Origin of the sequence: Pseudomonas pohangensis (assembly GCF_900105995.1) — a bacterium.
Lineage (GTDB): Bacteria > Pseudomonadota > Gammaproteobacteria > Pseudomonadales > Pseudomonadaceae > Aquipseudomonas > Aquipseudomonas pohangensis.
Genome location: NZ_LT629785.1, coordinates 2,245,853 through 2,269,693, shown reverse-complemented (window position 1 = coordinate 2,269,693; position 23,841 = coordinate 2,245,853). Strand labels below are relative to the sequence as shown.

The 23,841-nt window shown below is 60.7% G+C and carries 20 protein-coding genes; 13 read left to right on the top strand and 7 right to left on the bottom strand.

Translation table 11 applies throughout. The features are described from left to right. Window positions 1-11 precede the first annotated feature (11 nt). From BLT89_RS10610 to BLT89_RS10595, 4 genes are all read right to left on the bottom strand, one after another. A protein-coding gene (locus BLT89_RS10610; protein ID WP_408003043.1) for an IS3 family transposase occupies window positions 12-1,543 on the bottom strand; the annotation gives its coding sequence in 2 pieces (ribosomal slippage) (window positions 12-1,081 and window positions 1,081-1,543; 1,533 coding nt in all). Between the two features lie 211 nt (window positions 1,544-1,754). Beyond that, window positions 1,755-2,495 (bottom strand): YciK family oxidoreductase, encoded by a 741-nt coding sequence (locus tag BLT89_RS10605; protein WP_090194852.1) that lies wholly within the window; start codon window positions 2,493-2,495, stop codon window positions 1,755-1,757. A gap of 113 nt (window positions 2,496-2,608) precedes the next feature. After that, window positions 2,609-4,582 carry an alkyl/aryl-sulfatase gene (locus BLT89_RS10600; protein ID WP_090194851.1) on the bottom strand — a complete coding sequence of 658 codons (1,974 nt, stop codon included), beginning with the start codon at window positions 4,580-4,582 and terminating at the stop codon, window positions 2,609-2,611. Between the two features lie 99 nt (window positions 4,583-4,681). Further along, complete coding sequence (locus BLT89_RS10595) at window positions 4,682-5,380, bottom strand: transposase (protein WP_090194848.1); 699 nt, start codon at window positions 5,378-5,380, stop codon at window positions 4,682-4,684. 16 nt (window positions 5,381-5,396) lie between these two features. Here BLT89_RS10595 and BLT89_RS10590 point away from each other — a divergent pair, with 16 nt between their 5' ends. Beyond that, window positions 5,397-5,612, top strand: a complete 216-nt coding sequence (locus BLT89_RS10590; protein ID WP_090194846.1) for a hypothetical protein — start codon at window positions 5,397-5,399, stop codon at window positions 5,610-5,612. A 121-nt stretch (window positions 5,613-5,733) separates the two neighbouring features. Here BLT89_RS10590 and mupP read toward each other — a convergent pair whose 3' ends face one another. The 3 genes from mupP to BLT89_RS10575 are packed head-to-tail and all read right to left on the bottom strand — an operon-like array spanning window position 5,734 to window position 8,466. Further along, entirely contained in the window at window positions 5,734-6,405 is a 672-nt protein-coding gene (mupP, locus tag BLT89_RS10585; protein WP_090198933.1) for an N-acetylmuramic acid 6-phosphate phosphatase MupP, read from the bottom strand. Window positions 6,406-6,407: 2 nt separating this feature from the next. Next, entirely contained in the window at window positions 6,408-7,106 is a 699-nt protein-coding gene (ubiG, locus tag BLT89_RS10580; RefSeq protein ID WP_090194843.1) for a bifunctional 2-polyprenyl-6-hydroxyphenol methylase/3-demethylubiquinol 3-O-methyltransferase UbiG, read from the bottom strand. 25 nt (window positions 7,107-7,131) lie between these two features. Continuing rightward, entirely contained in the window at window positions 7,132-8,466 is a 1,335-nt protein-coding gene (locus BLT89_RS10575; RefSeq protein ID WP_090194841.1) for a TRZ/ATZ family hydrolase, read from the bottom strand. A 107-nt stretch (window positions 8,467-8,573) separates the two neighbouring features. On the opposite strand from BLT89_RS10575, the gene mtnA reads away from it, so the two are divergent. From mtnA to BLT89_RS10515, 12 genes are all read left to right on the top strand, one after another. Continuing rightward, window positions 8,574-9,650, top strand: coding sequence for an S-methyl-5-thioribose-1-phosphate isomerase (gene mtnA, locus BLT89_RS10570; RefSeq protein WP_090194838.1), 1,077 nt, complete (start codon window positions 8,574-8,576; stop codon window positions 9,648-9,650). Between the two features lie 241 nt (window positions 9,651-9,891). Beyond that, a complete protein-coding gene (gene gyrA, locus BLT89_RS10565; protein WP_090194835.1) occupies window positions 9,892-12,660 on the top strand; it encodes a DNA gyrase subunit A in 2,769 nt (922 codons plus the stop codon). A gap of 136 nt (window positions 12,661-12,796) precedes the next feature. Next, window positions 12,797-13,882 (top strand): 3-phosphoserine/phosphohydroxythreonine transaminase, encoded by a 1,086-nt coding sequence (serC, locus tag BLT89_RS10560; protein ID WP_090194833.1) that lies wholly within the window; start codon window positions 12,797-12,799, stop codon window positions 13,880-13,882. Continuing rightward, the gene (pheA, locus tag BLT89_RS10555; protein ID WP_090194831.1) at window positions 13,882-14,979 is read left to right on the top strand and encodes a prephenate dehydratase; all 1,098 of its coding nucleotides are present in this window, start codon (window positions 13,882-13,884) and stop codon (window positions 14,977-14,979) included. The genes serC and pheA overlap by 1 nt, the downstream gene beginning before the upstream one ends. A gap of 28 nt (window positions 14,980-15,007) precedes the next feature. Beyond that, a complete protein-coding gene (locus tag BLT89_RS10550; protein WP_090194829.1) occupies window positions 15,008-15,628 on the top strand; it encodes a YitT family protein in 621 nt (206 codons plus the stop codon). Between the two features lie 95 nt (window positions 15,629-15,723). Beyond that, window positions 15,724-16,836, top strand: a complete 1,113-nt coding sequence (gene hisC, locus BLT89_RS10545; protein ID WP_090194825.1) for a histidinol-phosphate transaminase — start codon at window positions 15,724-15,726, stop codon at window positions 16,834-16,836. Continuing rightward, window positions 16,829-19,075, top strand: coding sequence for a bifunctional prephenate dehydrogenase/3-phosphoshikimate 1-carboxyvinyltransferase (locus tag BLT89_RS10540; protein WP_090194823.1), 2,247 nt, complete (start codon window positions 16,829-16,831; stop codon window positions 19,073-19,075). The genes hisC and BLT89_RS10540 overlap by 8 nt, the downstream gene beginning before the upstream one ends. Then, on the top strand, window positions 19,072-19,749 hold the full coding sequence (cmk, locus tag BLT89_RS10535; protein WP_090194820.1) for a (d)CMP kinase: 678 nt from the start codon (window positions 19,072-19,074) through the stop codon (window positions 19,747-19,749). The genes BLT89_RS10540 and cmk overlap by 4 nt, the downstream gene beginning before the upstream one ends. 121 nt (window positions 19,750-19,870) lie before the next feature. Continuing rightward, entirely contained in the window at window positions 19,871-21,553 is a 1,683-nt protein-coding gene (rpsA, locus tag BLT89_RS10530; RefSeq protein ID WP_090194817.1) for a 30S ribosomal protein S1, read from the top strand. A 208-nt stretch (window positions 21,554-21,761) separates the two neighbouring features. Further along, window positions 21,762-22,043, top strand: coding sequence for an integration host factor subunit beta (gene ihfB, locus BLT89_RS10525; RefSeq protein WP_090194815.1), 282 nt, complete (start codon window positions 21,762-21,764; stop codon window positions 22,041-22,043). A gap of 38 nt (window positions 22,044-22,081) precedes the next feature. Continuing rightward, window positions 22,082-22,381, top strand: coding sequence for a lipopolysaccharide assembly protein LapA domain-containing protein (locus BLT89_RS10520; protein WP_090194812.1), 300 nt, complete (start codon window positions 22,082-22,084; stop codon window positions 22,379-22,381). A gap of 203 nt (window positions 22,382-22,584) precedes the next feature. Continuing rightward, on the top strand, window positions 22,585-23,805 hold the full coding sequence (locus BLT89_RS10515) for an aspartate aminotransferase family protein (protein ID WP_090194809.1): 1,221 nt from the start codon (window positions 22,585-22,587) through the stop codon (window positions 23,803-23,805). Window positions 23,806-23,841: the final 36 nt, after the last annotated feature.

The window sequence follows — 23,841 nt, the reverse complement described above, 5'->3', positions numbered from 1 at the left end:
CCCCGAGCCCTTTACGGGGAAGCTATTTTGTCCTGTTCGCCTGAGCGTTCAGGATTCAAATACACCGTGCTGGCCAAGTCCCAGTTGCGGGTTCTGGTAGTCCATCGACTTGGATTTTTTAACCTCGCGCCCTCATAAAGCACTGCTCGGGCCCTCAGTAGTGCTGGCGCTTTACCTTCGTGACGCTCGTTTGGTGTAACGTATTTCAGGGCGCTATGACGATGATCTTCGTTGTACCACTCGATGAATTTCTGCACCCAAAGCCTGGCTTCAGTGATGCTATCAAACGGCTGCTCCGGCCAGAGCGGGCAGTACTTTGCTGTGCGAAAAAGCGCTTCAGCATAAGCGTTGTCGTTGCTTACTCGCGGCCTGCTAAAGGAAGGCTCCACGCCTAGCGAAATCATGCTTTCACGCAGCAACGAGCCCCTCATCACGTTGCCGTTGTCCGAGTGCAACACCAGCGGACGACCTGCTGTGTGCTCGCGCAAACAGCCCTTCTCAAGCAGTTCGCACGCATGCTCTGCGCTCTCTACTTCATGCACTTCGTTGGCCACCAGCTTGCGGCTGTAGATGTCCTTGACCATGTACCAGTAGAAAAACCGGCCCTTAACCGTGCTAGGCAACCAGGTGATGTCCCAGCACCACACTTGATTGCGCCCATCAGCACGATGCGTCGTCAAAACGCGACGTTTCGGTGCCTTGGTGCGCCCGCGACGAATCTGTTGATTGGCGGCTTTCAGTACACGATAAAATGTTGATTCCGACGCGAGATAAACCCCGCTATCTGCCAGCTTTGGGACGATCTGATGAGGCGTGAGGCTGGCGAAGCCAGGTTGATTAGCCGCATTGAGCACCGCTTGGCGCTCTGCTTCGCTTAGCTTGTTGGGCGGCGGGGCTCGCTGAGCCAGCAAGCGCCCATCACTGCCACTAAACCGCCAACGCTGCACCGTCCGCAGGCTTAGCCCAAGCTCATTACAGGCGCGAAATCGACGAGCCCCACCGAGCACTGCATCAGCAACCAACTTCATGGCTTGCATGCGATCTGAGGCGCTGATCAGTCTTCCTTGTCCTTGCCCCAGATCACATTGGCTTTTTTTCTGAGTTCTAGCAAAGCGACCGCCTCTGCTCGACCTGCATCGGAACGGATCAACTGGCGTTCAAGGTCTTTGATTCGCCGCTGCTCAGCGGTCTTCTCCGCACTCGGCTTTAGTTCCAGGGTATTAGCGTTTTGACAGGCCTTGCGCCACTCCCGGATTTGCTCAGGATAAATACCCTTGATTCGGCAGTACTGCGAAAGCTCAACCTCGCTCAACGGCGCGGTTTCCAGTACTGCATTGAATTTATCGACGCTAGACCATTGGTCACTGGTCTTCCCGTTTCCTGGAACGATCAAGCCCTTATCTCTAGCCATTTGTCTCCAGTCACGCAGCGACTGTGGGGTGAGATTGAGAGCAGCAGCGAGTTCGGCTACCGAACGATTGATGGGCGGCATCATTTGCAGAACGACCCAGTCTTTGAAGTTGTTGTCGTAACGTTTTGGCATTGCTAAGCACCTTCGCCCCCTTGGTTGAGTGAGTCAATCAACAAGGGCGACAGATAGCCTGACACGGAGGGCGACTGGCAAAAGTGAGACGCCCAGCAGGGCGGAACCGAGCGCTCGGATAAACGCGATATCCACTGACGTAAACGGATTTCCAATCCGCTAATGTTCCCGCTTGTACCGTTAACAACCCACTGCCGGGCGGCGAGAGCATTTACTGCGCGTCAAACGCCTGCCCGTTCACACCCTGGCTATCCGGGCCCATCAGATACAGATACACCGGCATGATCTCTTCCGCAGTCGGGTTGCGTGCAGGGTTCTCACCCGGGTAGGCCTGGGCGCGCATGCTGGTGCGGGTGGCGCCGGGGTTGATGCTGTTGGCGCGGGCGTGGCTGGTGCCTTCCAGTTCGTCGGCGAGCACCTGCATCAGCCCTTCGTTGGCGAACTTGGACACTGCATAGGCACCCCAGTAGGCCTTGCCCTTGCGCCCGACACTGCTGGAAGTGAACAGCACCGAGGCATCCCCGGAGAGTTTCAGCAGTGGCAGCATGGCGTGGGTCAGCATGAACTCGGCATTCACATTGACCTGCATCACGCGCATGAAGTTGTCGCCCGACAACTGCTCGATGGGCGTGCGCGGGCCGAGGATGGCGGCGTTGTGCAGCAGCCCGTCGAGGCGGCCGAACTCGCTTTCAACCATTGCCGCGAGCTCGTCGTACTGGTGGGCCAGAGCGGTTTCCAGATTGAACGGGATGACCGCTGGCTGCGGATGACCGGCGCTTTCGATCTGGTCGTAGACCTGATTGAGGTTTTCCTCGGTCTTGCCCAGCAGCAGCACTGTGGCGCCGTGGGCGGCGTAGCATCTGGCCGCAGCAGCACCAATGCCGCGACCGGCGCCGGTGACCAGAATCACCCGACCCTTGAGCAGGTCGGGGCGGGCGGTGTAGTCAAACATGCGAATGTTCCTTTTTGCCTGGCAAGCGAGGGCGGCAAGCATAAAGGAAAAAGCCCTGTTTTTCTGGCAAAAGCCCTGTTTTTCAGGCAGGGCTTGGCACTTGTCAGGCTGTTTCAGGGCTCGATGATGTTGAAGCCGCCCTGCGGCTTGTCCAGCAACTTGAAGAACTCCAGCAGGGACAGGCGGCTGCCTTCGATGCTCAGGTCGTCGGAGAACAGGGTGTCCTTGAGCCCGGCAGTGCCGATGACCAGTTGCAGGAACAGCGGTTGGGTCAGGTTGATGGTGGCATCCGCCCCGGCCGCCGGTGCTTGCAAGCGGTGATGCAACACCGAGTTTTCCACTTCCAGCACGTAGTTTTGCTGCAGATCGGTGAAGTTGAAGTTGATCACCAGGTGTTTGCCATCGGCACGCTCGCCATTGAGCATGGCGGCCATGGAGGCAAAGAACAGCGGCAAGGGAGTCTCGGCAATCAAGTTTTGCGCCTCCTTGAGGCTGAGCTTTTCAGTTGGCGGGCCATTGCGCAGTTCATAGGCGCCCGTGAGGTATTCATCGCGCCAGGGCCCGGACTCGGCCTGGTAGCCCAGCTGGTCGTAGGTCTGTGCCAGCAGTTCGCGGGCGGCCTGGTTTTTTGGCTCGGCGAACACCAGATGGTTGAGCAGTTCGGCACTCCAGCGGTAGTTGCCCTTGTCGAAGGCCTGTTGGGCGATCTCCAGCAGCTGGTCGGCGCCGCCAATCGCTTCGACATAGGCCGCGCCGGCTTCGGCCGGTGGCAGCGGGTCGAGATTGGCCGGGTTGCCGTCATACCAGCCGAAATAGAGCTGATATACCGCCTTGGCATTGTGACTGAGGGTGCCGTAGTAACCGCGATTGGAGAAGTTCTTCTCCAGCGTCGAGGGCAGCTTCAATTCTGCAGCGATTTCCTTTGGTGTGGCGCCGCTGTTGGCCATGCGCAGGGTCTGGTCATGGATGAACTTGTAGGTGTCACGCTGGCTCTTGAGGAAGCTGTTGATGCGCTGCTTGCCCCAGACCGGCCAGTGGTGACTGCCGAAATAGACCTCGGCGTCCTGGCCAAACAGGCCGATGGCCTCGTCGATGTAATCGCTCCACTTCAGCGCATCGCGCACCTTGGCGCCGCGCAGGGTGTAGAGGTTGTGCATGGTATGGGAGACCACTTCAGCACCGCAGAAGGCCTTGTATTGCGGGATGTAGAAGGTCATCTCGGCCGGCGCTTCGGAGACCGGGGTGTACTGGAAGATCATCTCTACGCCGTCGATATCCAGTGTTTGTCCGGTCTGGTTGATGATTTCCGTCGGCCGGCGAATGCCGATTTCACCGCCGAGCGGCGGTTGCTTGCCCAGGCCGGTATCCACATGGCCGGTGGTCGAGCGCGGTAGCCGGCTGCCATACATGTACTGGGCGCGGCGCTGCATGGCCGGGCCGGCGAGGATGTTTTCGCTGGAGGCTTCTTCCAGGAAGCCTTGCGGGGCAATAACTTGCACGGACTGACGTTCGGCTTCGTCAAGTACGCCATCAATCCCGCCAAAGTGATCGATGTGGCTGTGGGTAAAAATGATGGCGGAAATCTTCTGCTGGCCCAGTTTCTCGCGGGCAAAGGCCAGTGCATTGCGGGCGGTGGGTGCAGTGGTCAGCGGGTCGACCAGGATCCAGCCGGTCTTGCCCTGGATCAGGCTGATGTTGGCCAGGTCGAAACCGCGCAGTTGATAGATACCCGGTGTGACTTCGAACAGGCCGTTGATGTTGTTCAGCTTGGCCTGGCGCCACAGGCTGGGGTTGACGCTGGCCGGCGCCTCGTCCTTGATGAAGGCGTAATCCTGCATGTTCCACAGGATCTTGCCGTCGTTGCCGGTGACCTGCAGAGGTTGCTGGCTGGCAATCAGGCCGCGCGCGGCATCCTCGAAGTCCTGCATGTCGGCCAGCGGCAGGGACTTGCCGACTTCGGCATTGGCGACGGCGGTACTGCTGCTGGCTGCAGTGCCAGCCCGCGCAGCCGTTTGTTCATCGTTGCCGCAGGCCGCGAGCAAGGCGCCAAGCGCAAGAATGGTGAGGGATGACTGCAATCTGGCCATGGCGGAAAGCCTCCGGATTAATATGGCATTTATAGTGTCACTAATTGCAGCAAACATGAACTGGTGCTGCAACCCTGAGTGTACAAAAAGGGGTCAGATTTATTTTTCCCTACAGGTTCGTGGTCTGCCCTGGCCTCGCTGTTCAATCCGGATGCCGGTGATGTGTGCGATTTCATCCACGAAGCGGCTATTGCCGGTCAATTGTCCGCGCTGCAGTGCTTCCCGAATCAGACGTAACTCGTCAGCAGTCGTAGCCTGCTTCATGAAAGCCTCGTATCGCGCACTCCGCTCGATTGGATCTTGACCTAGCGCCAAAAAGCCGGGGTCGACATCAAGCCAGTTGCTGCCCGCGGTATTGATGCGCTCACGGTAACTTGACCAAGGGTAGTCCCCAGCTTCGCTGGTCATACGAGCACGAACGGGATTCAGTTCGATGTAACGCGAGCAGGCGAGCAGATAGGTGTCCGTTTGCACGACACTGGATTTGTAGCGGCTTTCCCACAACGTACCCGAGCGGCCTTCCAGTCTGTTGCGATAACGCGTGGCACGCGCTGCCAAGGCTTTCATCAGCTGACCGAGCCCGGCGACGGAGTCACCCGGTGCCAGTAACAGATGAACGTGATTGGTCATCAGGCAGTAGGCGTAGACCTTCACGCCAAATGCATCCTTGAGCTCGCGAAGGTCAGCCAGATAGCGGCGGTAATCCTCATCAGCAGCGAACACAACCTGGCGGTTGTGGCCTCTTTGCACCACATGGTGCGGATAGTTTGGTAATACAACACGGCCAATCCTTGGCATAACGTATCCTCCGTCCTTGGACAATTTCATTCAGTTTGCTGTAAAAATAAATCTGTCCCCTTTTTTGGGCATCCTCGAAGTCCTGCATGTCGGCCAGCGGCAGGGACTTGCCGACTTCGGCATTGGCGACGGCGGTACTGCTGCTGGCTGCAGTGCCAGCCCGCACAGCCGTTTGTTCATCGTTGCCGCAGGCCGCGAGCAAGGCGCCAAGCGCAAGAATGGTGAGGGATGACTGCAATCTGGCCATGGCGGAAAGCCTCCGGATTAATATGGCACTAATAATGCCACTAATTTGCGGAAAACATGAACCAATGGAGCGAACCGGAGCGCGGGTGCCGGTCAGGACGTTGCTGTCAGCAGCCGCACAGGGCGTTATCGAGGATCCTGCGCAGCTCGTCCGGGTGATCAACTACGACATCGGCGCCCCAGTGCGCGGGATTGTCCTCAGGGTGAATATAGCCCCAGCTGACCGCTGCCGTGCGCGTGCCGGCGGCGCGGCCGGATTCGATGTCGCGCAGATCGTCACCGACAAACAGGATTTCTGCCGGTTGCAGGCCCAGTTTGCTGCAGGCCAGCAGCATCGGCTCCGGGTCCGGTTTGGTGTGGGTGACGTGATCCGGGCAGATGAGTAATGCCGAGCGCCCGGCCAGCCCCAGCTGCTGCATGATCGGCTCGGCAAAGCGCAGCGGTTTGTTGGTCACCACGCCCCAGATCAGTTTCGATTTTTCGATGTCCGTCAGCAGTTCGGCGATGCCGTCGTAGGGGCGGGTAAGTACCGCACAGTGCTGCTGGTAGCGTTCGAGAAACTCCAGGCGTAGGGCCTCGAATTCGCTCGATTCGACCGGGCAGTCGAAGGCTGCGGCGACCATGGCGCGCGCGCCGCCGGAAACCACGTCGGCAATCCGTTGCGGGTCCATCGCGGGCAAGCCATGAGCCTGGCGCATGGCCTGGCTGATGGCGATGAAATCGGGTGCGCTGTCGAGCAGCGTACCGTCCATGTCGAAGAGAACTGCGCGCAGACGCATCATCAGATTTCCTTCAGCGTCTGGATCATGTAATTGACGTCCACATCCGCTTCCAGCTTGTACTGGCGGCTCAGCGGGTTGTAGGTCAGGCCGATGATGTCCTGTACCTGCAGGCCGGCTTCGCGGCTCCAGGCGCCGAGCTCGGACGGGCGGATGAACTTCTTGAAGTCGTGGGTGCCGCGCGGCATCAGGCGCAGCACGTACTCGGCACCGACGATGGCGAACAGGTAGGACTTGGGGTTGCGGTTGATGGTGGAGAAAAATACCTGGCCGCCGGGCTTGACCAGCTGCTGGCAAGCGCGGATGACCGAGGCCGGGTCCGGTACGTGTTCGAGCATTTCCAGGCAGGTGACCACGTCGAACTGATCGGGCATCTCTGCGGCCAGCGCTTCGGCCGTAATCTGCCGGTAATCGACCTCTACGCCGGACTCCAGCTGGTGCAGGCGGGCCACCGCCAGCGGGGCTTCACCCATGTCGATGCCGGTTACCGTGGCGCCGCGCTGGGCCATGGCTTCGCTGAGGATGCCGCCACCACAACCGATGTCGAGCACCTGCTTGCCGGCCAGGCTGATGCGTTCATCGATCCAGTTGACGCGCAACGGGTTGATGTCATGCAGCGGCTTGAATTCGCTTTGGCGATCCCACCAGCGGTGGGCGAGGGCTTCGAATTTGGCGATTTCGGCGTGGTCGACGTTGCTCATGAAGGTTCCTGATTGAGTGTCTTGATCAAGCGTGGTGACGCTGGGCTATTTTTTCACCCCACTGGCGCGCCGTGGCCGCCAGCTGTTGTGCATCCTGACGGGTCAGCTGACGTTCATCCAGCAACGCCTTGCCGCCGACCCATACGTGCCGCACACAGCTGCGGTTGCTGGTGTAGATCAGTTGCGAAACCGGATCGTAGAGCGGTTGCTGGCACAGGCCGGAGAGGTCGAAGGCTACCAGATCGGCCAGCTTGCCGGGTTCCAGTGAGCCGATCTCGCCATCCAGGCCGAGCGCGCGGGCGCCATTCAGGGTGGCCATGCGCAGGGCACGGTGGGCGTCCAGAGCGCTGGCGTTGCCGGCCACCGCCTTGGCCAGCAGGGTCGCGGTGTGCAGTTCGCCGAGCAGGTCGAGGTTGTTGTTGCTGGCGGCACCGTCGGTACCGATGGCGACATTCACCCCGGCCTGCCACAGGCGTTCCACCGGGCAGAAGCCGCTGGCCAGTTTGAGGTTGGATTCCGGGCAGTGGATGACGCTGCAGTTGTTCTCCATCAGCAGGCTGATGTCGGCATCACTGACCTGGGTCATGTGCACCGCCTGGAAGCGCGGGCCGAGCAGGCCCAGACGCTGCAGGCGGGCCAGTGGGCGCTCGCCATACTGCTGCAGCGACTGCTGGATCTCGCCGGCGGTTTCATGCACGTGCATGTGGATGCCGGCGTCGACTTCTTCGGCCAGCATGCGCAGGTTTTCCAGCTTGTCGTCACTCACGCTGTAGGGTGCATGGGGGCCGAACGCCACGCTGATACGCGGGTGCTGGCGCAAGTCGTCGAACAGGTGCAGGCCCTTGCGCAGGGCTTCAGCGGCATCGCGGGCGCCGGGAATCGGGAAGTCCAGTACCGGAATCGACAGTTGCGCACGAATACCGCTGCGGTGCACCACCTGACTGGCGACCTCGGGGTAGAAGTACATGTCGGCCACGCAGGTGATGCCGCCGAGTATCTGTTCGGCAATCGCCAGTTCAGTGCCGTCGCGGACAAAGGCTTCATCGACCCAGCGCGCTTCGGCCGGCCAGATGTGTTCGTGCAGCCAGCTGTTCAGCGGCAGGTCGTCAGCCAGACCGCGAAACAGGCTCATCGCCGCGTGGCCGTGGGCATTCACCAGCCCCGGCGTGAGCAGGCAGCCAGGCAGTTCGCGGATTTCCTGCGCCGCCAGGCGCAGTGCTTGCTCGCGCGGTGCAATCAGGGCGATGCGGCCATCGCGAATGCCCAGGGCGTGTTCTTTCAGCACGACACCGGCCGGTTCGACCGGTACCAGCCAGGTGGGCAGCAGGAGCAGGTCGAGCGGGGCTTGGTGGTCGGGCATGGGGCTGTCCGGGGCAATCAGAAGTGGCCGAAGTATACCCGAGCGATTGTTTGCCGGGCTCGCTATAATCCGCGACCTTTTGTCTATTTCGGTGGGGCGTGCAGGTCATGCGTGAGCAGTTGCTGGCAGCAGAAAGAATCACTGCGATAGCCTGGCGTGACGGTGCGCTGTATCTGCTCGACCAGCGCCTGTTGCCGCTGGAACAGCTGTGGGTGCGCTGTGAATCGTCTGGTGCGGTGGCCGCGGCCATCAGCCAGATGCTGGTGCGTGGTGCGCCGGCCATCGGTGTGGCGGCTGCCTATGGCCTGGTGCTGTCGGCGCGTGCGCGCCTGCAGGCCGGTGGCGACTGGCAGGCCGGTTTGCAGGCCGATTACCAGCAACTGGCGGCGGCACGGCCGACAGCCGCCAATCTGCTATGGGCGCTGAACCGTATGCTCGATCGGCTGCAGCGCCGCAATCCGGACGAGGATGTAGTGGCACTGCTGGAGGCAGAAGCGATTGCCATTCACCTGAGTGATCGTGAAGCCAATCTGACCATGGCCCAGTCCGGCCTCGAGCTGATTCGAAAGCATCAGGACAGTGCGCAGAGCTTTCTGACCCACTGCAATGCCGGTGCGCTGGCTACCGGCGGCTTCGGCACGGCGCTTGGGGTAATCCGCGCCGCCCATCTGCAGGGTCTGGTGGAGCGGGTGTACGCCGGTGAAACCCGTCCCTGGCTGCAGGGCTCGCGGCTGACGGCCTGGGAGCTGGCCGAGGATGGCGTGCCGACCACGCTGATCGCCGACTCAACGGCGGCACACCTGATGCGCGGACACGGCATCAGCTGGGTGATAGTCGGTGCGGACCGGATTACCGCCAATGGCGATGTAATCAACAAGATCGGCACCTATCAGCTGGCGATCAATGCCATGCATCACGGCGTGCGATTCATGGTCGTGGCGCCCAGTTCGACCATCGACATGACGTGTGAAGTCGGCGAGGACGTGGTGCTCGAGGAGCGTGATGCCACTGAATTGCTGGATTTTGCCGGACAGCGGGTGGGCGCCCGGGTGGAGGTGTTCAATCCGGTATTCGATGTCACCCCGGCGGACCTGGTGGACGCGATTGTCACCGAAACAGGGGTGATCGAGCGGCCGGATGGCGAAAAAATGGCGCAATTGATGAGTCGGCGGCACCTGCACTGAAGCCTTGCCGGAGGGTCGCCGGCGTTTTCTCCTGCGCGCGGGTCGGCGGGGTAGGTTCACGGCGCCGCTTGTGGTAAGCTCCGACGGTTTTCCGGGGTGCCCGTAAACACCTGTTTTGCAGTGGTTTAACCCCGCGTAACTCTTTGATTTTTAATGAGTCATTTTCCTTGTGGGGAATGGCAGACGGCTCCGTTGCGGCATGTCCGGCGACGTCCAACCAGAATAAGGAAACAGGTTTCTCATGGGTGAACTGGCCAAAGAAATCATCCCGGTCAATATCGAAGACGAGATGAAGCAGTCCTACCTCGATTACGCGATGAGCGTGATCGTCGGGCGTGCACTGCCGGATGCGCGTGACGGCCTCAAGCCGGTTCACCGCCGCGTGCTGTTCGCCATGAGCGAGCTGGGCAACGACTGGAACAAGGCCTACAAGAAATCGGCGCGGGTCGTCGGTGACGTCATCGGTAAGTATCACCCGCATGGTGATACGGCGGTGTACGACACCATCGTGCGTATGGCCCAGCCGTTCTCGCTGCGCTACATGCTGGTCGACGGGCAGGGCAACTTCGGTTCGGTGGATGGCGATAACGCCGCCGCCATGCGTTACACCGAAGTGCGCATGGCCAAGCTGGCCCATGAGCTGCTGGCCGATCTGGACAAGGAGACCGTGGACTGGGTGCCCAACTACGACGGCACCGAGATGATTCCGGCGGTGATGCCGACCAAGATCCCCAATCTGCTGGTCAATGGTTCCAGCGGTATCGCCGTGGGCATGGCCACCAACATCCCGCCACACAACCTGACCGAAGTGATCAACGGCTGCCTGGCGCTGATCGAGAATCCCGAGCTGACAGTCGATGAGCTGATGCAGTACATCCCCGGCCCGGACTTTCCCACTGCCGGCATCATCAACGGCCGCGCCGGGATCATCGAGGCCTACCGCACCGGTCGCGGACGCATCTACATGCGTGCCCGCGCCACCGTCGAGGACATGGACAAGTCCGGCAGCCGCCAGCAGATCATCGTTACCGAGCTGCCGTATCAGCTGAACAAGGCACGCCTGATCGAGAAGATCGCCGAGCTGGTCAAGGAAAAGAAAATCGAGGGCATCAGCGAGCTGCGCGACGAGTCCGACAAGGACGGCATGCGCGTGGTCATCGAGCTGCGCCGTGGCGAATCCGGCGAAGTGGTGCTGAACAACCTCTATGCGCAAACCCAGATGCAGGGCGTGTTCGGCATCAACGTGGTGGCGCTGGTCGATGGCCAGCCACGCATCCTCAACCTCAAGGACATGCTTGAGGTATTCATCCGCCATCGTCGCGAAGTGGTCACCCGGCGTACCGTGTTCGAGCTGCGCAAGGCGCGCGAGCGCGGGCACATTCTGGAAGGCCAGGCGGTTGCACTGTCCAACATCGACCCGGTTATTGCGCTGATCAAGGCCTCGCCAACCCCGGCCGATGCCAAGGAGCGCCTGATTGCCACGGCCTGGGAATCCAGTGCGGTGGAAACCATGGTCGAGCGCGCCGGTGCCGATGTCTGCCGTCCTGACGAGCTGGACCCGCAATACGGTCTGCGCGACGGCAAGTACTACCTGTCGCCGGAACAGGCCCAGGCCATCCTCGAGTTGCGTCTGCACCGCCTGACCGGTCTGGAGCACGAGAAGCTGCTCGCCGAGTATCAGGAAATTCTTCTCCAGATCGGCGAGCTGATTCGTATCCTCACCAGCGCCACGCGCCTGATGGAAGTGATTTGCGAGGAGCTGCAGAAGGTGCGTGACGATTTCGGCGATGCCCGTCGCACCGAAATCATCGCTTCGCAGATCGACCTCAAGCACGAGGACATGATCACCCGTGAGAGCCGTGTGGTAACCATCTCCCACGGTGGCTATGCCAAGACCCAGTCGCTGGCCGAATATCAGGCGCAACGCCGTGGTGGCAAGGGCAAGTCGGCCACCGGCATGAAAGATGAGGACTACATCGAGCACCTGCTGGTTGCCAGCAGTCACGACACCCTGTTGCTGTTCTCCAGCAAGGGCAAGGTCTACTGGTTGCGCACCTTCGAGATTCCGGAGGCCTCGCGTGCCTCCCGCGGCCGGCCGCTGGTCAATCTGCTGCCGCTGGACGAGGGTGAGCTGATCACCGCCATGCTGCCGATCGACCTGAAGAAGTTCCGCGAGCAGTCGGCCGAAGACGAACAGCTGGACGAAAACGACGACGTGCTGGAAGGCGAAGTGGTCGAGCCGGAAGACGCTGAAGACGCCGCTGATGATGAGGCTGGCGATGAGCAGGACGAGCCGACCGGCGATTACATCTTCATGGCTACCGCCAACGGTACGGTGAAGAAAACCCCGCTGATCCAGTTCAGCCGTCCGCGTACGGCCGGTCTGATTGCCCTGCGTCTGGAAGAAGGTGACACCCTGATTGCGGCCGCCGTTACCGACGGTGCGCGCGAGGTGATGATGTTCTCCGACGGTGGCAAGGTGATCCGCTTCCGCGAGAGCAAGGTGCGCGCCATGGGCCGTACTGCCCGTGGTGTACGCGGCATGCGCCTGCCGGAGGGACAGCACATCATTTCCATGCTGATACCCGAAGAGGGTGCGCAGATTCTCAGTGCTTCCGAGCGCGGTTATGGCAAGCGCACGCCGATCGACGAGTACCCGCAGCGTGGTCGCGGCGGCCAGGGCGTGATCGCCATGGTCAGCAACGAGCGCAATGGCAAGCTGGTCGGTGCGGTACAGGTGCTGGATGGTGAAGAGATCATGCTGATTTCCGATCTGGGCACGCTGGTGCGCACCCGTGTCGATGAAGTCTCCTCGTTGTCACGCAACACCCAGGGGGTAACCCTGATCAAGCTGGCCAAGGATGAAACCCTGGTTGGTCTGGAGCGCGTACAGGAGCCTTCCGGGCTGGACGATGAAGTGCTGCTGGAAGGCGATGCTGCAGCGGCTGAAGTGCTGGCTGCGGACACCGCCGAGGGCAACGCTGACGAGGCGCCAGGCAGCGAAGAGTGATTCTGCAGGGCGTACTTGCTTGGCAGTACGCCGCAGGCGGTGAAGGGCTATTCGGCGTACTGTCTGCGCCGGGTAGGCCCCAGACGAAACGCAGCATCGTTCGCGCGGCGGTGTTGCTGAACTGAGAGAGATTGACGTGAGCAAACGAGCCCATAACTTCTGCGCCGGTCCGGCGGCCCTTCCCGAAACTGTCCTGTTGCGTGCCCAGGCCGAACTCCTCGACTGGCAGGGCCGTGGTCTGTCGGTGATGGAGATGAGTCACCGCAGTGACGAGTACGTGGCCATCGCGGAGAAAGCCGAGCAGGATCTGCGTGATCTGCTCAGCGTGCCGAATGACTACAAGGTGCTGTTCCTGCAGGGTGGCGCCAGCCAGCAGTTTGCCGAAATTCCGCTGAACATGCTGCCCGAAGACGGTGTTGCCGACTATATAGATACCGGTATCTGGTCGCGGAAGGCCATCGACGAGGCCCAGCGCTTTGGCCACGTCAATGTCGCCGCCAGCGCCAAGGCCTATGACTACTTCGCCATCCCCGGGCAGAACGAGTGGCAGTTGTCGGAGAACGCGGCTTACCTGCATTACGCCAGCAACGAGACCATCGGCGGCGTCGAGTTCGACTGGATTCCCGAAGTCGGCGACGTGCCGCTGGTGGTGGATATGTCCTCGGACATCCTCTCGCGTACGCTGGATGTGTCGAAATTCGGCCTGATCTATGCCGGCGCGCAGAAAAACATCGGCCCCAGTGGTCTGGTGCTGGTGATCGTCCGCGAAGACCTGCTCGGGCGTGCCCGCTCGATCTGCCCGACCATGCTCAATTACCAGATCGCCGCCGACAACGGCTCGATGTACAACACCCCGGCAACCTTCTCCTGGTACCTCTCCGGGCTGGTGTTCGAGTGGCTCAAGGAGCAGGGCGGTGTCGAGGCGATGGAACGGGTCAACCGTGCCAAGAAGGATCTGCTGTACAAAACCATTGATGACAGTGCGTTCTACAGCAACCCGATTGCGCACAACGCGCGCTCGTGGATGAACGTGCCGTTCCGTCTGGCCGATGAAAAACTCGACAAGGCCTTCCTGGCCGGTGCCGATGCCCGCGGTCTGCTCAATCTCAAGGGCCATCGCTCGGTCGGTGGCATGCGTGCGTCGATCTACAACGCCGTCGGCATGGATGCGGTTGAAGCACTGGTGGCCTACATGGCGGAGTTCGAGAAGGAGCACGGCTGATGTCCGAAGCTGATCAGCTCAAGGCGTTACGCGTACGGATTGACAGTCTCGATGAGAAGATCCTCGAGCTGATCAGCGAGCGCGCCAGCTGTGCCCAGGAAGTGGCACGGGTCAAGATGCGCTCCCTGGCGGCCGGTGAAACGCCGGTGTTCTATCGTCCCGAGCGCGAAGCCTGGGTGCTCAAGCACATCATGGAGCTGAATCAGGGTCCGCTGGACAACGAGGAAATGGCGCGGCTGTTCCGCGAAATCATGTCTTCCTGTCTGGCCCTGGAGCAACCGCTGAAGATTGCCTACCTCGGCCCGGAAGGGACCTTTACCCAGGCGGCGGCGCTCAAGCACTTCGGTCACGCGGTGATCAGCCGGCCGATGGCGGCGATCGATGAAGTATTCCGTGAAGTGGCCGCCGGTGCGGTCAACTTCGGCGTGGTGCCGGTGGAAAACTCCACCGAGGGCGCGGTCAATCACACCCTCGACAGCTTCCTCGAACATGACATGGTCATCTGTGGCGAGGTCGAGCTGCGCATTCACCATCATCTGCTGGTCGGCGATACCACCAAGACCGACAAGATCAGCCGTATCTATTCCCACGCCCAGTCGCTGGCGCAGTGCCGCAAGTGGCTCGATGCGAATTATCCGAATGTCGAGCGGGTGGCGGTTTCCAGCAATGCCGACGCGGCCAGGCGGGTGAAAAGCGAGTGGAATTCGGCGGCGATTGCCGGCGACATGGCTGCCGAGCTGTATGGCCTGAGCAAGCTGGCGGAGAAGATCGAGGACCGCCCGGACAACTCCACGCGCTTCCTGATCATCGGCAGCCAGGAAGTGCCGCCGACCGGTGACGACAAGACCTCGATCATCGCCTCGATGCGCAACAAGCCCGGTGCACTGCACGAATTGCTGGTGCCGTTCCACAGCAACGGTATCGACCTGACACGCATCGAGACGCGCCCTTCGCGCAGCGGCAAGTGGACCTATGTGTTCTTCATCGACTTCGTTGGCCACCACCGCGATCCGCTGATCAGGGATGTGCTGGACAGGATCCAGCAGGAGGCCGTGGCCCTGAAAGTGCTGGGTTCCTACCCGAAAGCCGTGCTTTGAGTCTGCGTCACATGGCGGTGAAGCGCTGATGAGCCTCGATACGCTAGCGCCGGCGCAACAGCACAGCCTGCTGGAGGATCTGCAGGCGCTGTTCAGCGCAACGCTGATGATCGCCCTGGCGATCAATCTGTACAAAACGGCCGGTCTGTTGACGGGTGGTACGGCTGGATTGGGCTTTCTGATGTCCTACGCCACGCCCATATCCTTCGGGGTCGGTTATTTTCTGATCAATCTGCCGTTCTATGTACTGGCGTTCCGGCGCATGGGCTGGGCATTTACCCTGCGCACCCTGTGCGCGGTGAGTCTGGTTGCGCTGCTGGTCGAATTGACCGGCCACTGGCTGCAGTTTTCCCTGCTGCAGCCGGTCTATGCGGCGGTGCTGGGCGGCATCCTGATGGGCGTGGGCATGCTGATGCTGTTTCGCCATCGGGCCAGCCTCGGCGGGGTGAATCTGCTGGTGCTGTACCTGCAGGACCGCTTCGGCTGGCGTGCCGGCAAGGTGCAGATGCTGATCGATTGCCTGATTCTGCTGGCGGCGCTGGCTGTGGTCGATGTGCCGGCCATTGTGCTTTCGGTATTGGGCGCCGTGGTGCTCAATCTGGTGCTGGCGTTCAACCACAAGGCCGGTCGCTACACCGCGATCAGCTGAAATCGCCGGAAAAATAACCAATGGGGTCGCTGACAGCGCATTCCTGCCTTAACATTGCCGACCTTCAGCGGTCGCTCAACGCAACAGGAACTTTCATGAGTTGTGACTTTCTCGCCCTGGCGCTGCCCGGCGTGCAAAAACTCTCGCCCTATGTGCCGGGTAAGCCGGTGGAAGAGCTGGCGCGCGAGCTGAATCTCGACCCTGCCGGCATCGTCAAGCTGGCCAGCAATGAAAACCCGCTGGGCCCTGGCAGCAAAGTGCTGGCGGCGATTCAGGCGGCGCTGCCCGAACTGACACGCTACCCCGATGGCAACGGCTTCGCCCTCAAGCAGGCGCTGGCCAGTCGCTATCAGGTCAGTGCGGCGCAGGTTACGCTGGGCAATGGCTCCAACGATATCCTCGATCTGGTGGCGCGCGCCTGGCTGGCGCCGGGCCTGAATGCGGTGTTCAGCCAGTTCGCCTTTGCCGTGTACCCGATCGCCACCCAGGCCGTAGGTGCCGAAGGGCGTGCCGTGCCGGCGCGTGAACACGGCCACGATCTGGACGCCATGCTGGCGGCGATCGACGAGAACACCCGCGTGGTGTTTCTGGCCAATCCGAACAATCCGACCGGCACCTGGTTCGATGCCGCCGCGCTGCAGCGTTTTCTCGCCGCCGTGCCCGAGCGGGTGCTGGTGGTGCTGGACGAGGCCTACATCGAATATGCTCAAGGCGGCGATCTGCCGGACGGCCTGGACTTCCTGCCGCGTTTCCCGAATCTGATCGTCTCGCGAACCTTTTCCAAGGCTTATGGCCTGGCGGCGCTGCGGGTTGGCTATGCACTGTCTTCGCCGCAGATTGCCGATGTGCTCAACCGCGTGCGCCAGCCGTTCAACGTCAACAGCCTGGCCCTGACTGCGGCCATCGCAGCGCTGCAGGATGATGATTATCTGGCTGCCAGCCGTCAGCTCAACGATGCCGGCATGCTGCAGCTGGAGACGGGCTTGCGGGCACTGGGGCTGCGCTGGATTCCGAGCAAGGGCAACTTCATTGCAGTGGATTTCGCCAGGGATGCAGCGCCGATCAATCAGGCCTTGCTGCGCGCCGGCGTCATTGTGCGACCGGTTGCCGGCTACGGCATGCCAAGCTTTTTGCGGGTTTCCATCGGCACCGGGGCTGAAAACAGCCGTTTCCTCAGTGCGCTGGCCGAGGTGCTGAAACATGGCTGAGGTCGGTGTGCCGGCGGTGGTGGGCGAGTTGCGTCTGGCGCGTCTGGTGGTGGTCGGGCTTGGCCTGATCGGTGGTTCCTTTGCCAAGGGACTGCGTGATCGTGGCCAGTGTGGCGAAGTGATTGGTGTCGATCTGGATGCGGAATCCTGTCGCCGGGCCGTTGAGCTGGGGGTGGTCGATCGCTGTGAAGAGGATCTGGCGGCAGCTTGTGCCGGTGCCACGCTGATCGTTCTGGCAGTGCCGATCCTGGCCATGGAAAAGCTGCTGCAGCAGCTGGGCAAGCTGGATCTGGGGCAGGCAGTGCTGACCGATGTGGGCAGCGCCAAAGGCAGTATCCTGCGCGCGGCCGAGCGCTGTCTGCCACAGTATCTGGGGCAATTTGTCCCCGGGCATCCGATCGCCGGCTCCGAGCAGAGCGGTGTGGAGGCCTGCGATGGCAACCTGTTTCGCCACCACCGGGTCATCCTTACCCCCGGTGCGGCAACCGATGCTGCCGCGCTGGCACTGGTCGGACAGGCCTGGCGCACGCTCGGCGCGAATGTCGAGCAGATGGACATCGAGCACCATGATGAAGTGCTGGCAGCCACCAGCCATCTGCCGCACTTGCTGGCATTTGGTCTGGTCGATTCGCTGGCCAAGCGCAGTGAAAATCTGGAGATTTTCCGTTACGCGGCCGGCGGCTTCCGCGATTTTACCCGGATTGCCGGCAGCGATCCGTTGATGTGGCACGACATCTTCCTGGCCAATCGCCAGGCGGTATTGCGTGTCCTGGACGACTTTCGCAGCGATCTCGATGCCTTGCGCAACGCGGTTGATGCACAGGACGGGCTGCACCTGCTGGGCGTATTTACCCGCGCCCGGGTGGCCCGTGAACATTTCAGCACCATTCTGGCCCAGCGGGCCTATGTAGGTACCATGCATTCGACTGACCTGATTTATCTCGCCAACCCGGGCGGCAGCCTGTCCGGACGTATCCGCGTGCCGGGTGACAAATCCATTTCCCATCGTTCGATCATGCTCGGCTCGCTGGCCGAGGGCGTGACCGAAGTGGAAGGTTTTCTCGAAGGTGAAGATGCGCTGGCAACCCTGCAGGCGTTTCGCGACATGGGCGTGGTCATCGAAGGCCCGCAGCATGGCCGGGTGACCATTCACGGCGTCGGCCTGCATGGCCTCAAGCCGCCACCTGGGCCGCTTTATCTGGGCAATTCAGGCACCTCCATGCGCCTGTTGTCCGGCCTGCTCGCGGGTCAGGCCTTCGATACCACGCTGACCGGCGATGCTTCCCTGAGCAAGCGCCCGATGAATCGTGTGGCCAAGCCGTTGCGGCAGATGGGGGCACTGATCGAAACCGCTGCGGATGGTCGGCCGCCGTTGCTGATCCATGGCGGTCGTCGCCTGGGCGGGATGACCTACGAGATGCCGGTGGCCAGTGCCCAGGTCAAATCCTGCCTGCTGCTGGCGGGTCTGTATGCGGCCGGAAGCACCACGGTTATCGAGCCGGCGCCGACCCGTGACCATACCGAGCGCATGCTGCGCGGTTTCGGTTATCCGGTGACGAGCGAAGGCAAGAGCGCTACCGTCGAGTCCGGACATAAACTCACGGCAACCCGCATCGAAGTGCCGGCAGACATTTCTTCGGCGGCATTCTTCCTGGTCGCGGCCAGTATTGCGCCGGGCTCTGATCTGGTGCTGGAACACGTCGGCATCAATCCGACGCGTACCGGGGTGATCGACATTCTGCGCCTGATGGGCGCTGACCTGACGCTGGAAAACCAGCGCGAAGTCGGTGGTGAGCCGGTAGCGGATATTCGTGTGCGTGCCGCGCAGCTCAAGGGTATCGACATACCGGAAGATCTGGTGCCGCTGGCTATCGACGAGTTTCCGGTGCTGTTCATTGCTGCGGCCTGTGCCGAAGGGCGCACCGTACTGCGCGGTGCCGAAGAGCTGCGGGTCAAGGAATCCGATCGTATCCAGGTCATGGCCGATGGTTTGCTCGCCCTTGGCGTCAAGGTTGAGCCGACGCCTGACGGCATCATCATCGACGGTGGCGCTTATGGTGGTGGTGAAGTGAACAGTCATGGCGATCACCGCATAGCCATGGCTTTCAGTGTCGCTTCCCTGCGTGCTTCGGCGCCAATCCGTATCCATGATTGCGCCAACGTCGCGACCTCCTTCCCGAACTTCCTCGGTCTGGCCGGGCAGGTCGGTATTCGCGTAGACGAAGAGGCCCGGGCATGAGCCCGAAAGTGATAGCGATTGACGGCCCGAGCGGTTCCGGCAAGGGCACGATTGCCGGCCTGCTGGCCCGCCAGCTGGGCTGGAAGTTGCTCGACTCGGGGGCTTTGTATCGCTTGCTGGCGTTTGCTGCGCGCAATCACGGCATTAGTTTGAACAACGAAGAAGCGCTCAAGACTCTGGCCGCACACCTGGACGTGCAGTTCTTTGCCGAAGACGGCGGTCAGCGCATTGTGCTCGAGGGCGAGGAGGTTACCGACCTGATTCGCACCGAGCAGGTTGGCGATGGCGCATCCCAGGTAGCCGCCTTGCCTTGCGTGCGAGAGGCGCTGTTGCAGCGCCAGCGGGACTTTCTCGATGAGCAGGGATTGGTGGCGGATGGCCGGGACATGGGCACCGTGGTGTTTCCCCGGGCCCCGCTCAAGGTTTTCCTTACCGCAGGTGCTGAAGAGCGCGCGCGCCGGCGCTTCCAGCAGTTGAAAGACAAGGGTGAGGATGTTACCCTTGCGAGTCTGCTTGATGAGATTCGGACGCGCGATGAGCGCGATACCCAGCGCGCAGTTTCACCGCTGAAACCGGCGGCTGATGCGATAGTGCTGGACTCCACCGAGCTTTCCATCGAGCAGGTGCTGGAACGCATCCTGAGTGAAGTCGCCCGACGCGATATCACCGGATGACACAAGGAGGCATGCGGGGACACCAGTCATAGTCCCGCAAGCCTCTTTTTATATAAACGAACCCACGTTGTCTGGAATGTGGTTTGGGCAGATTGACTGCCCTTGATCAACAGGAATCAACATGAGCGAAAGCTTTGCCGAACTATTTGAAGAAAGCCTGAAGTCCCTTGACATGCAGCCCGGTGCAATCATCACCGGCATCATCGTCGACATCGACGGTGACTGGGTCACCGTGCATGCCGGACTGAAATCCGAAGGCGTTATCCCGCTCGAGCAGTTCTATAACGACGCTGGCGAACTGACCATCAAGGTCGGTGACGAAGTCCACGTTGCGATGGATGCGGTAGATGATGGCTTTGGTGAAACCAAACTGTCCCGCGAGAAGGCCAAGCGTGCCGAGTGCTGGATTGTTCTGGAAGCAGCTTTCGCCGCAGAGGAAGTGGTTACGGGCGTTATCAACGGTAAGGTTAAGGGCGGCTTTACAGTCGACGTTAACGGCATCCGTGCGTTCCTGCCAGGTTCTCTGGTCGATGTCCGTCCGGTGCGTGATACCACTCACCTGGAAGGTAAAGAACTCGAATTCAAGGTCATCAAGCTCGACCAGAAGCGCAACAACGTTGTGGTTTCCCGTCGCAGTGTCCTGGAAGCGGAAAACAGCGCCGAGCGCGATGCTCTGCTGGAAAATCTGCAGGAAGGCCAGCAAATCAAAGGTATCGTCAAGAACCTCACCGACTACGGTGCGTTTGTTGACCTGGGCGGCGTTGATGGTCTGCTGCACATCACCGATATGGCCTGGAAGCGCATCAAGCATCCGTCCGAGATCGTCAATGTTGGCGACGAGATCGACGTCAAGGTTCTGAAGTACGATCGCGAGCGCAACCGCGTTTCCCTCGGCCTCAAGCAGCTGGGCGAAGATCCATGGGTTGCTATCAAGGCGCGTTACCCAGAAGGCACCCGTGTTACCGCCAAAGTCACCAACCTCACCGACTACGGCTGCTTTGCCGAGCTGGAAGAGGGTGTTGAAGGTCTGGTACACGTTTCCGAAATGGACTGGACCAACAAGAACATTCACCCGTCGAAAGTGGTTCAGGTTGGCGACGAAGTGGACGTTCAGGTTCTCGACATCGACGAAGAGCGCCGCCGCATCTCCCTGGGTATCAAGCAGTGCAAGTCCAACCCGTGGGAAGACTTCTCCGGCAGCTTCAACAAGGGCGACAAGATCTCCGGCACCATCAAGTCGATCACCGATTTCGGTATCTTCATTGGTCTGGAAGGCGGCATCGACGGACTGGTTCACCTGTCCGACATCTCCTGGCACGAAGTCGGTGAAGAGGCCGTGCGCCGCTTCAAGAAAGGCGACGAGCTGGAAACCGTCATTCTCTCCGTAGATCCGGAGCGTGAGCGCATCTCCCTCGGCATCAAGCAGATGGAAGACGATCCGTTCTCCAACTACGTAGCTGTCAACGACAAGGGCACCATCATCCGCGGTATCGTCAAGGAAGTTGACGCCAAGGGTGCGGTAATTACCCTGGCCGAAGGCATCGAGGCTGTACTCAAGGCTTCCGAAATCAGCCGTGACCGTGTCGAAGACGCGCGCAACGTGCTGAAAGAAGGCGAAGAGATCGAAGCCAAGATCATCAGCGTCGATCGCAAGAGCCGCGTTATCAGCCTCTCGGTCAAGTCGAAAGACGTGGACGACGAGAAAGATGCGATGAAGGAACTGCGCAAGCAGGAAACCGAAAGCGCCGGTCCGACCACCATTGGTGATCTGATCCGTGCCCAGATGGGCAACCAGAACAACTGAGTTCTGTAGCCGTACTGGAAAGGGGCGACTTCGGTCGCCTCTTTTTTTTGCCCGGAATTAATCCGCCAGTGAAAGTTGCGTCAGGCTTTCGCTCTACGACTTTGGTTCTTATCTCCTTGATTTTATTGTGGTTGGACTGTTCAAAGTGTTTTTGCCGTGCTAAAAACATAAAGAAAAGATCTAGCCGCTTGAATAAAAAGGGAAAACCATGACCAAGTCGGAACTGATCGAGCGCATTGTCGAGAGTCAGGTACAGCTTTCATCCAAGGATGTGGAGCTCGCCATCAAAACCATGCTCGAACAGATGTCTCAAGCCTTATCAACCGGCGATCGCATCGAGATACGCGGCTTTGGCAGCTTTTCCCTGCATTTTCGTGCGCCACGCGTAGGTCGCAACCCCAAGACCGGCGAGTCTGTCCGTCTCGAAGGCAAGTACGTACCGCATTTCAAACCGGGCAAAGAGTTGCGCGACCGCGTCAACGACGACTAAGCGACCCTGCCCTGGATAATGCTGAAAAGGAACTGATGATGCTTTGGCTCAAGCGCCTGTTGCTCTTGCTCATTCTGCTGGTGGTGGCAGTCGTCAGTGTCGTCTTCGTGCTGGAAAACCAGACACCGGTGCAGCTCGGTTTTGCCGGCAGCCTTTCACCGCAATGGCCCGTTGCGGCTTACCTGACTCTGGCTTTCATTGCCGGTGGACTGCTGGGTCTGCTCGCCGGTCAGGTCTTGCGCATGCGCCTGCACCTGAAGGTGGCACGCACGACATCCCAGCTCAAACGTTCGCAGCAAAAACTGGAACAGGCATCCGCCAACCTGCCTGACAATTAATCACGCCTGACCTGCTTGCTGAAGATCAGCCAGGGCCCGGTTTCAATACTGCCGGGTATCCGTGTTCGTTTCTGTCGCATCCGTATAAGCCCGGGGTATGCATGGGTTGGCGCTATAAGAAGTTGTCGCATAGTGACAATGCCAACTCCCCGGCAATCCCTACAATCAATCCATCACTAGCCCTACAAGGCAGGAGTAATTCGATGTCCGTTCAGCACGATCCGGTTCAACGCGCCGATTTCGATCAGTACATGGTGCCCAATTATGCCCCCGCAGGTTTTGTCCCGGTGCGCGGCAAAGGCTCACGGGTGTGGGATCAAAGCGGCAGGGAGTTGATCGACTTTGCCGGTGGCATCGCGGTGAATGTGCTGGGTCATTGTCATCCGGCACTGGTGGCCGCACTGACCGAACAGGCCAATACCCTGTGGCATATCTCCAACGTGTTCACCAATGAACCGGCACTGCGCCTGGCGAAGAAGCTGGTCGATGCGACCTTTGCCGAGCGGGTATTTTTCTGCAACTCCGGTGCCGAGGCCAACGAGGCAGCCTTCAAGCTGGCGCGGCGTGTCGCCCATGACCGTTTCGGCCCGGAGAAGTGCGAAATCATCGCGGCGGTAAACAGCTTTCACGGACGCACCCTGTTTACTGTGAGCGTCGGTGGTCAGGCCAAGTACTCCGATGGTTTCGGGCCGAAGATTCAAGGCATCAGCCATGTGCCCTACAACGATCTGGCCGCGCTGCAGGCAGCTATTTCCGACAAGACCTGTGCCGTGGTGCTTGAGCCGGTGCAGGGCGAAAGTGGTGTCGTGCCGGCCGACCAGGCGTATCTGGAAGGCGCCCGCAAGTTGTGCGATGCGCACAATGCCTTGCTGGTGTTTGACGAAGTGCAATGCGGCATGGGCCGCAGCGGCGAACTGTTTGCCTACATGCATTACGGGGTGACGCCGGACATCCTCTCCAGCGCCAAGAGCCTCGGCGGCGGTTTTCCGATTGGCGCCATGCTCACCACCAGCGACCTGGCCAAGCATCTGGCGGTCGGAACCCACGGCACTACTTACGGCGGCAACCCGCTGGCCTGTGCGGTAGGCGAAGCCGTGCTGGATACCATCAATACCCCCGAGGTGCGTGCCGGAGTGCAGGACAAGCATGCCCGGTTCAAAACCCGGCTGCAGGCGATCGGTCAGCAGTATGGCTTGTTCAGTGAAGTGCGCGGGCTCGGTCTGCTGATCGGTGCCGTGCTGGCTGATGCCTGGAAAGGCAAGGCCAAGGCCGTGCTGGATGCCGCTGCAGAGGAGGGTGTCATGGTGCTGCAGGCCAGTCCGGACGTGGTGCGTTTCGCGCCCAGCCTGGTGGTCGAAGAGCTGGATATCAATGAAGGTCTGGACCGCTTCGAGCGCGCTGTGGCGCGTCTGGCCCAGGCCTGACGGCATGCCGTCCTGCGGTGTGCCTCCAGGGTTCAT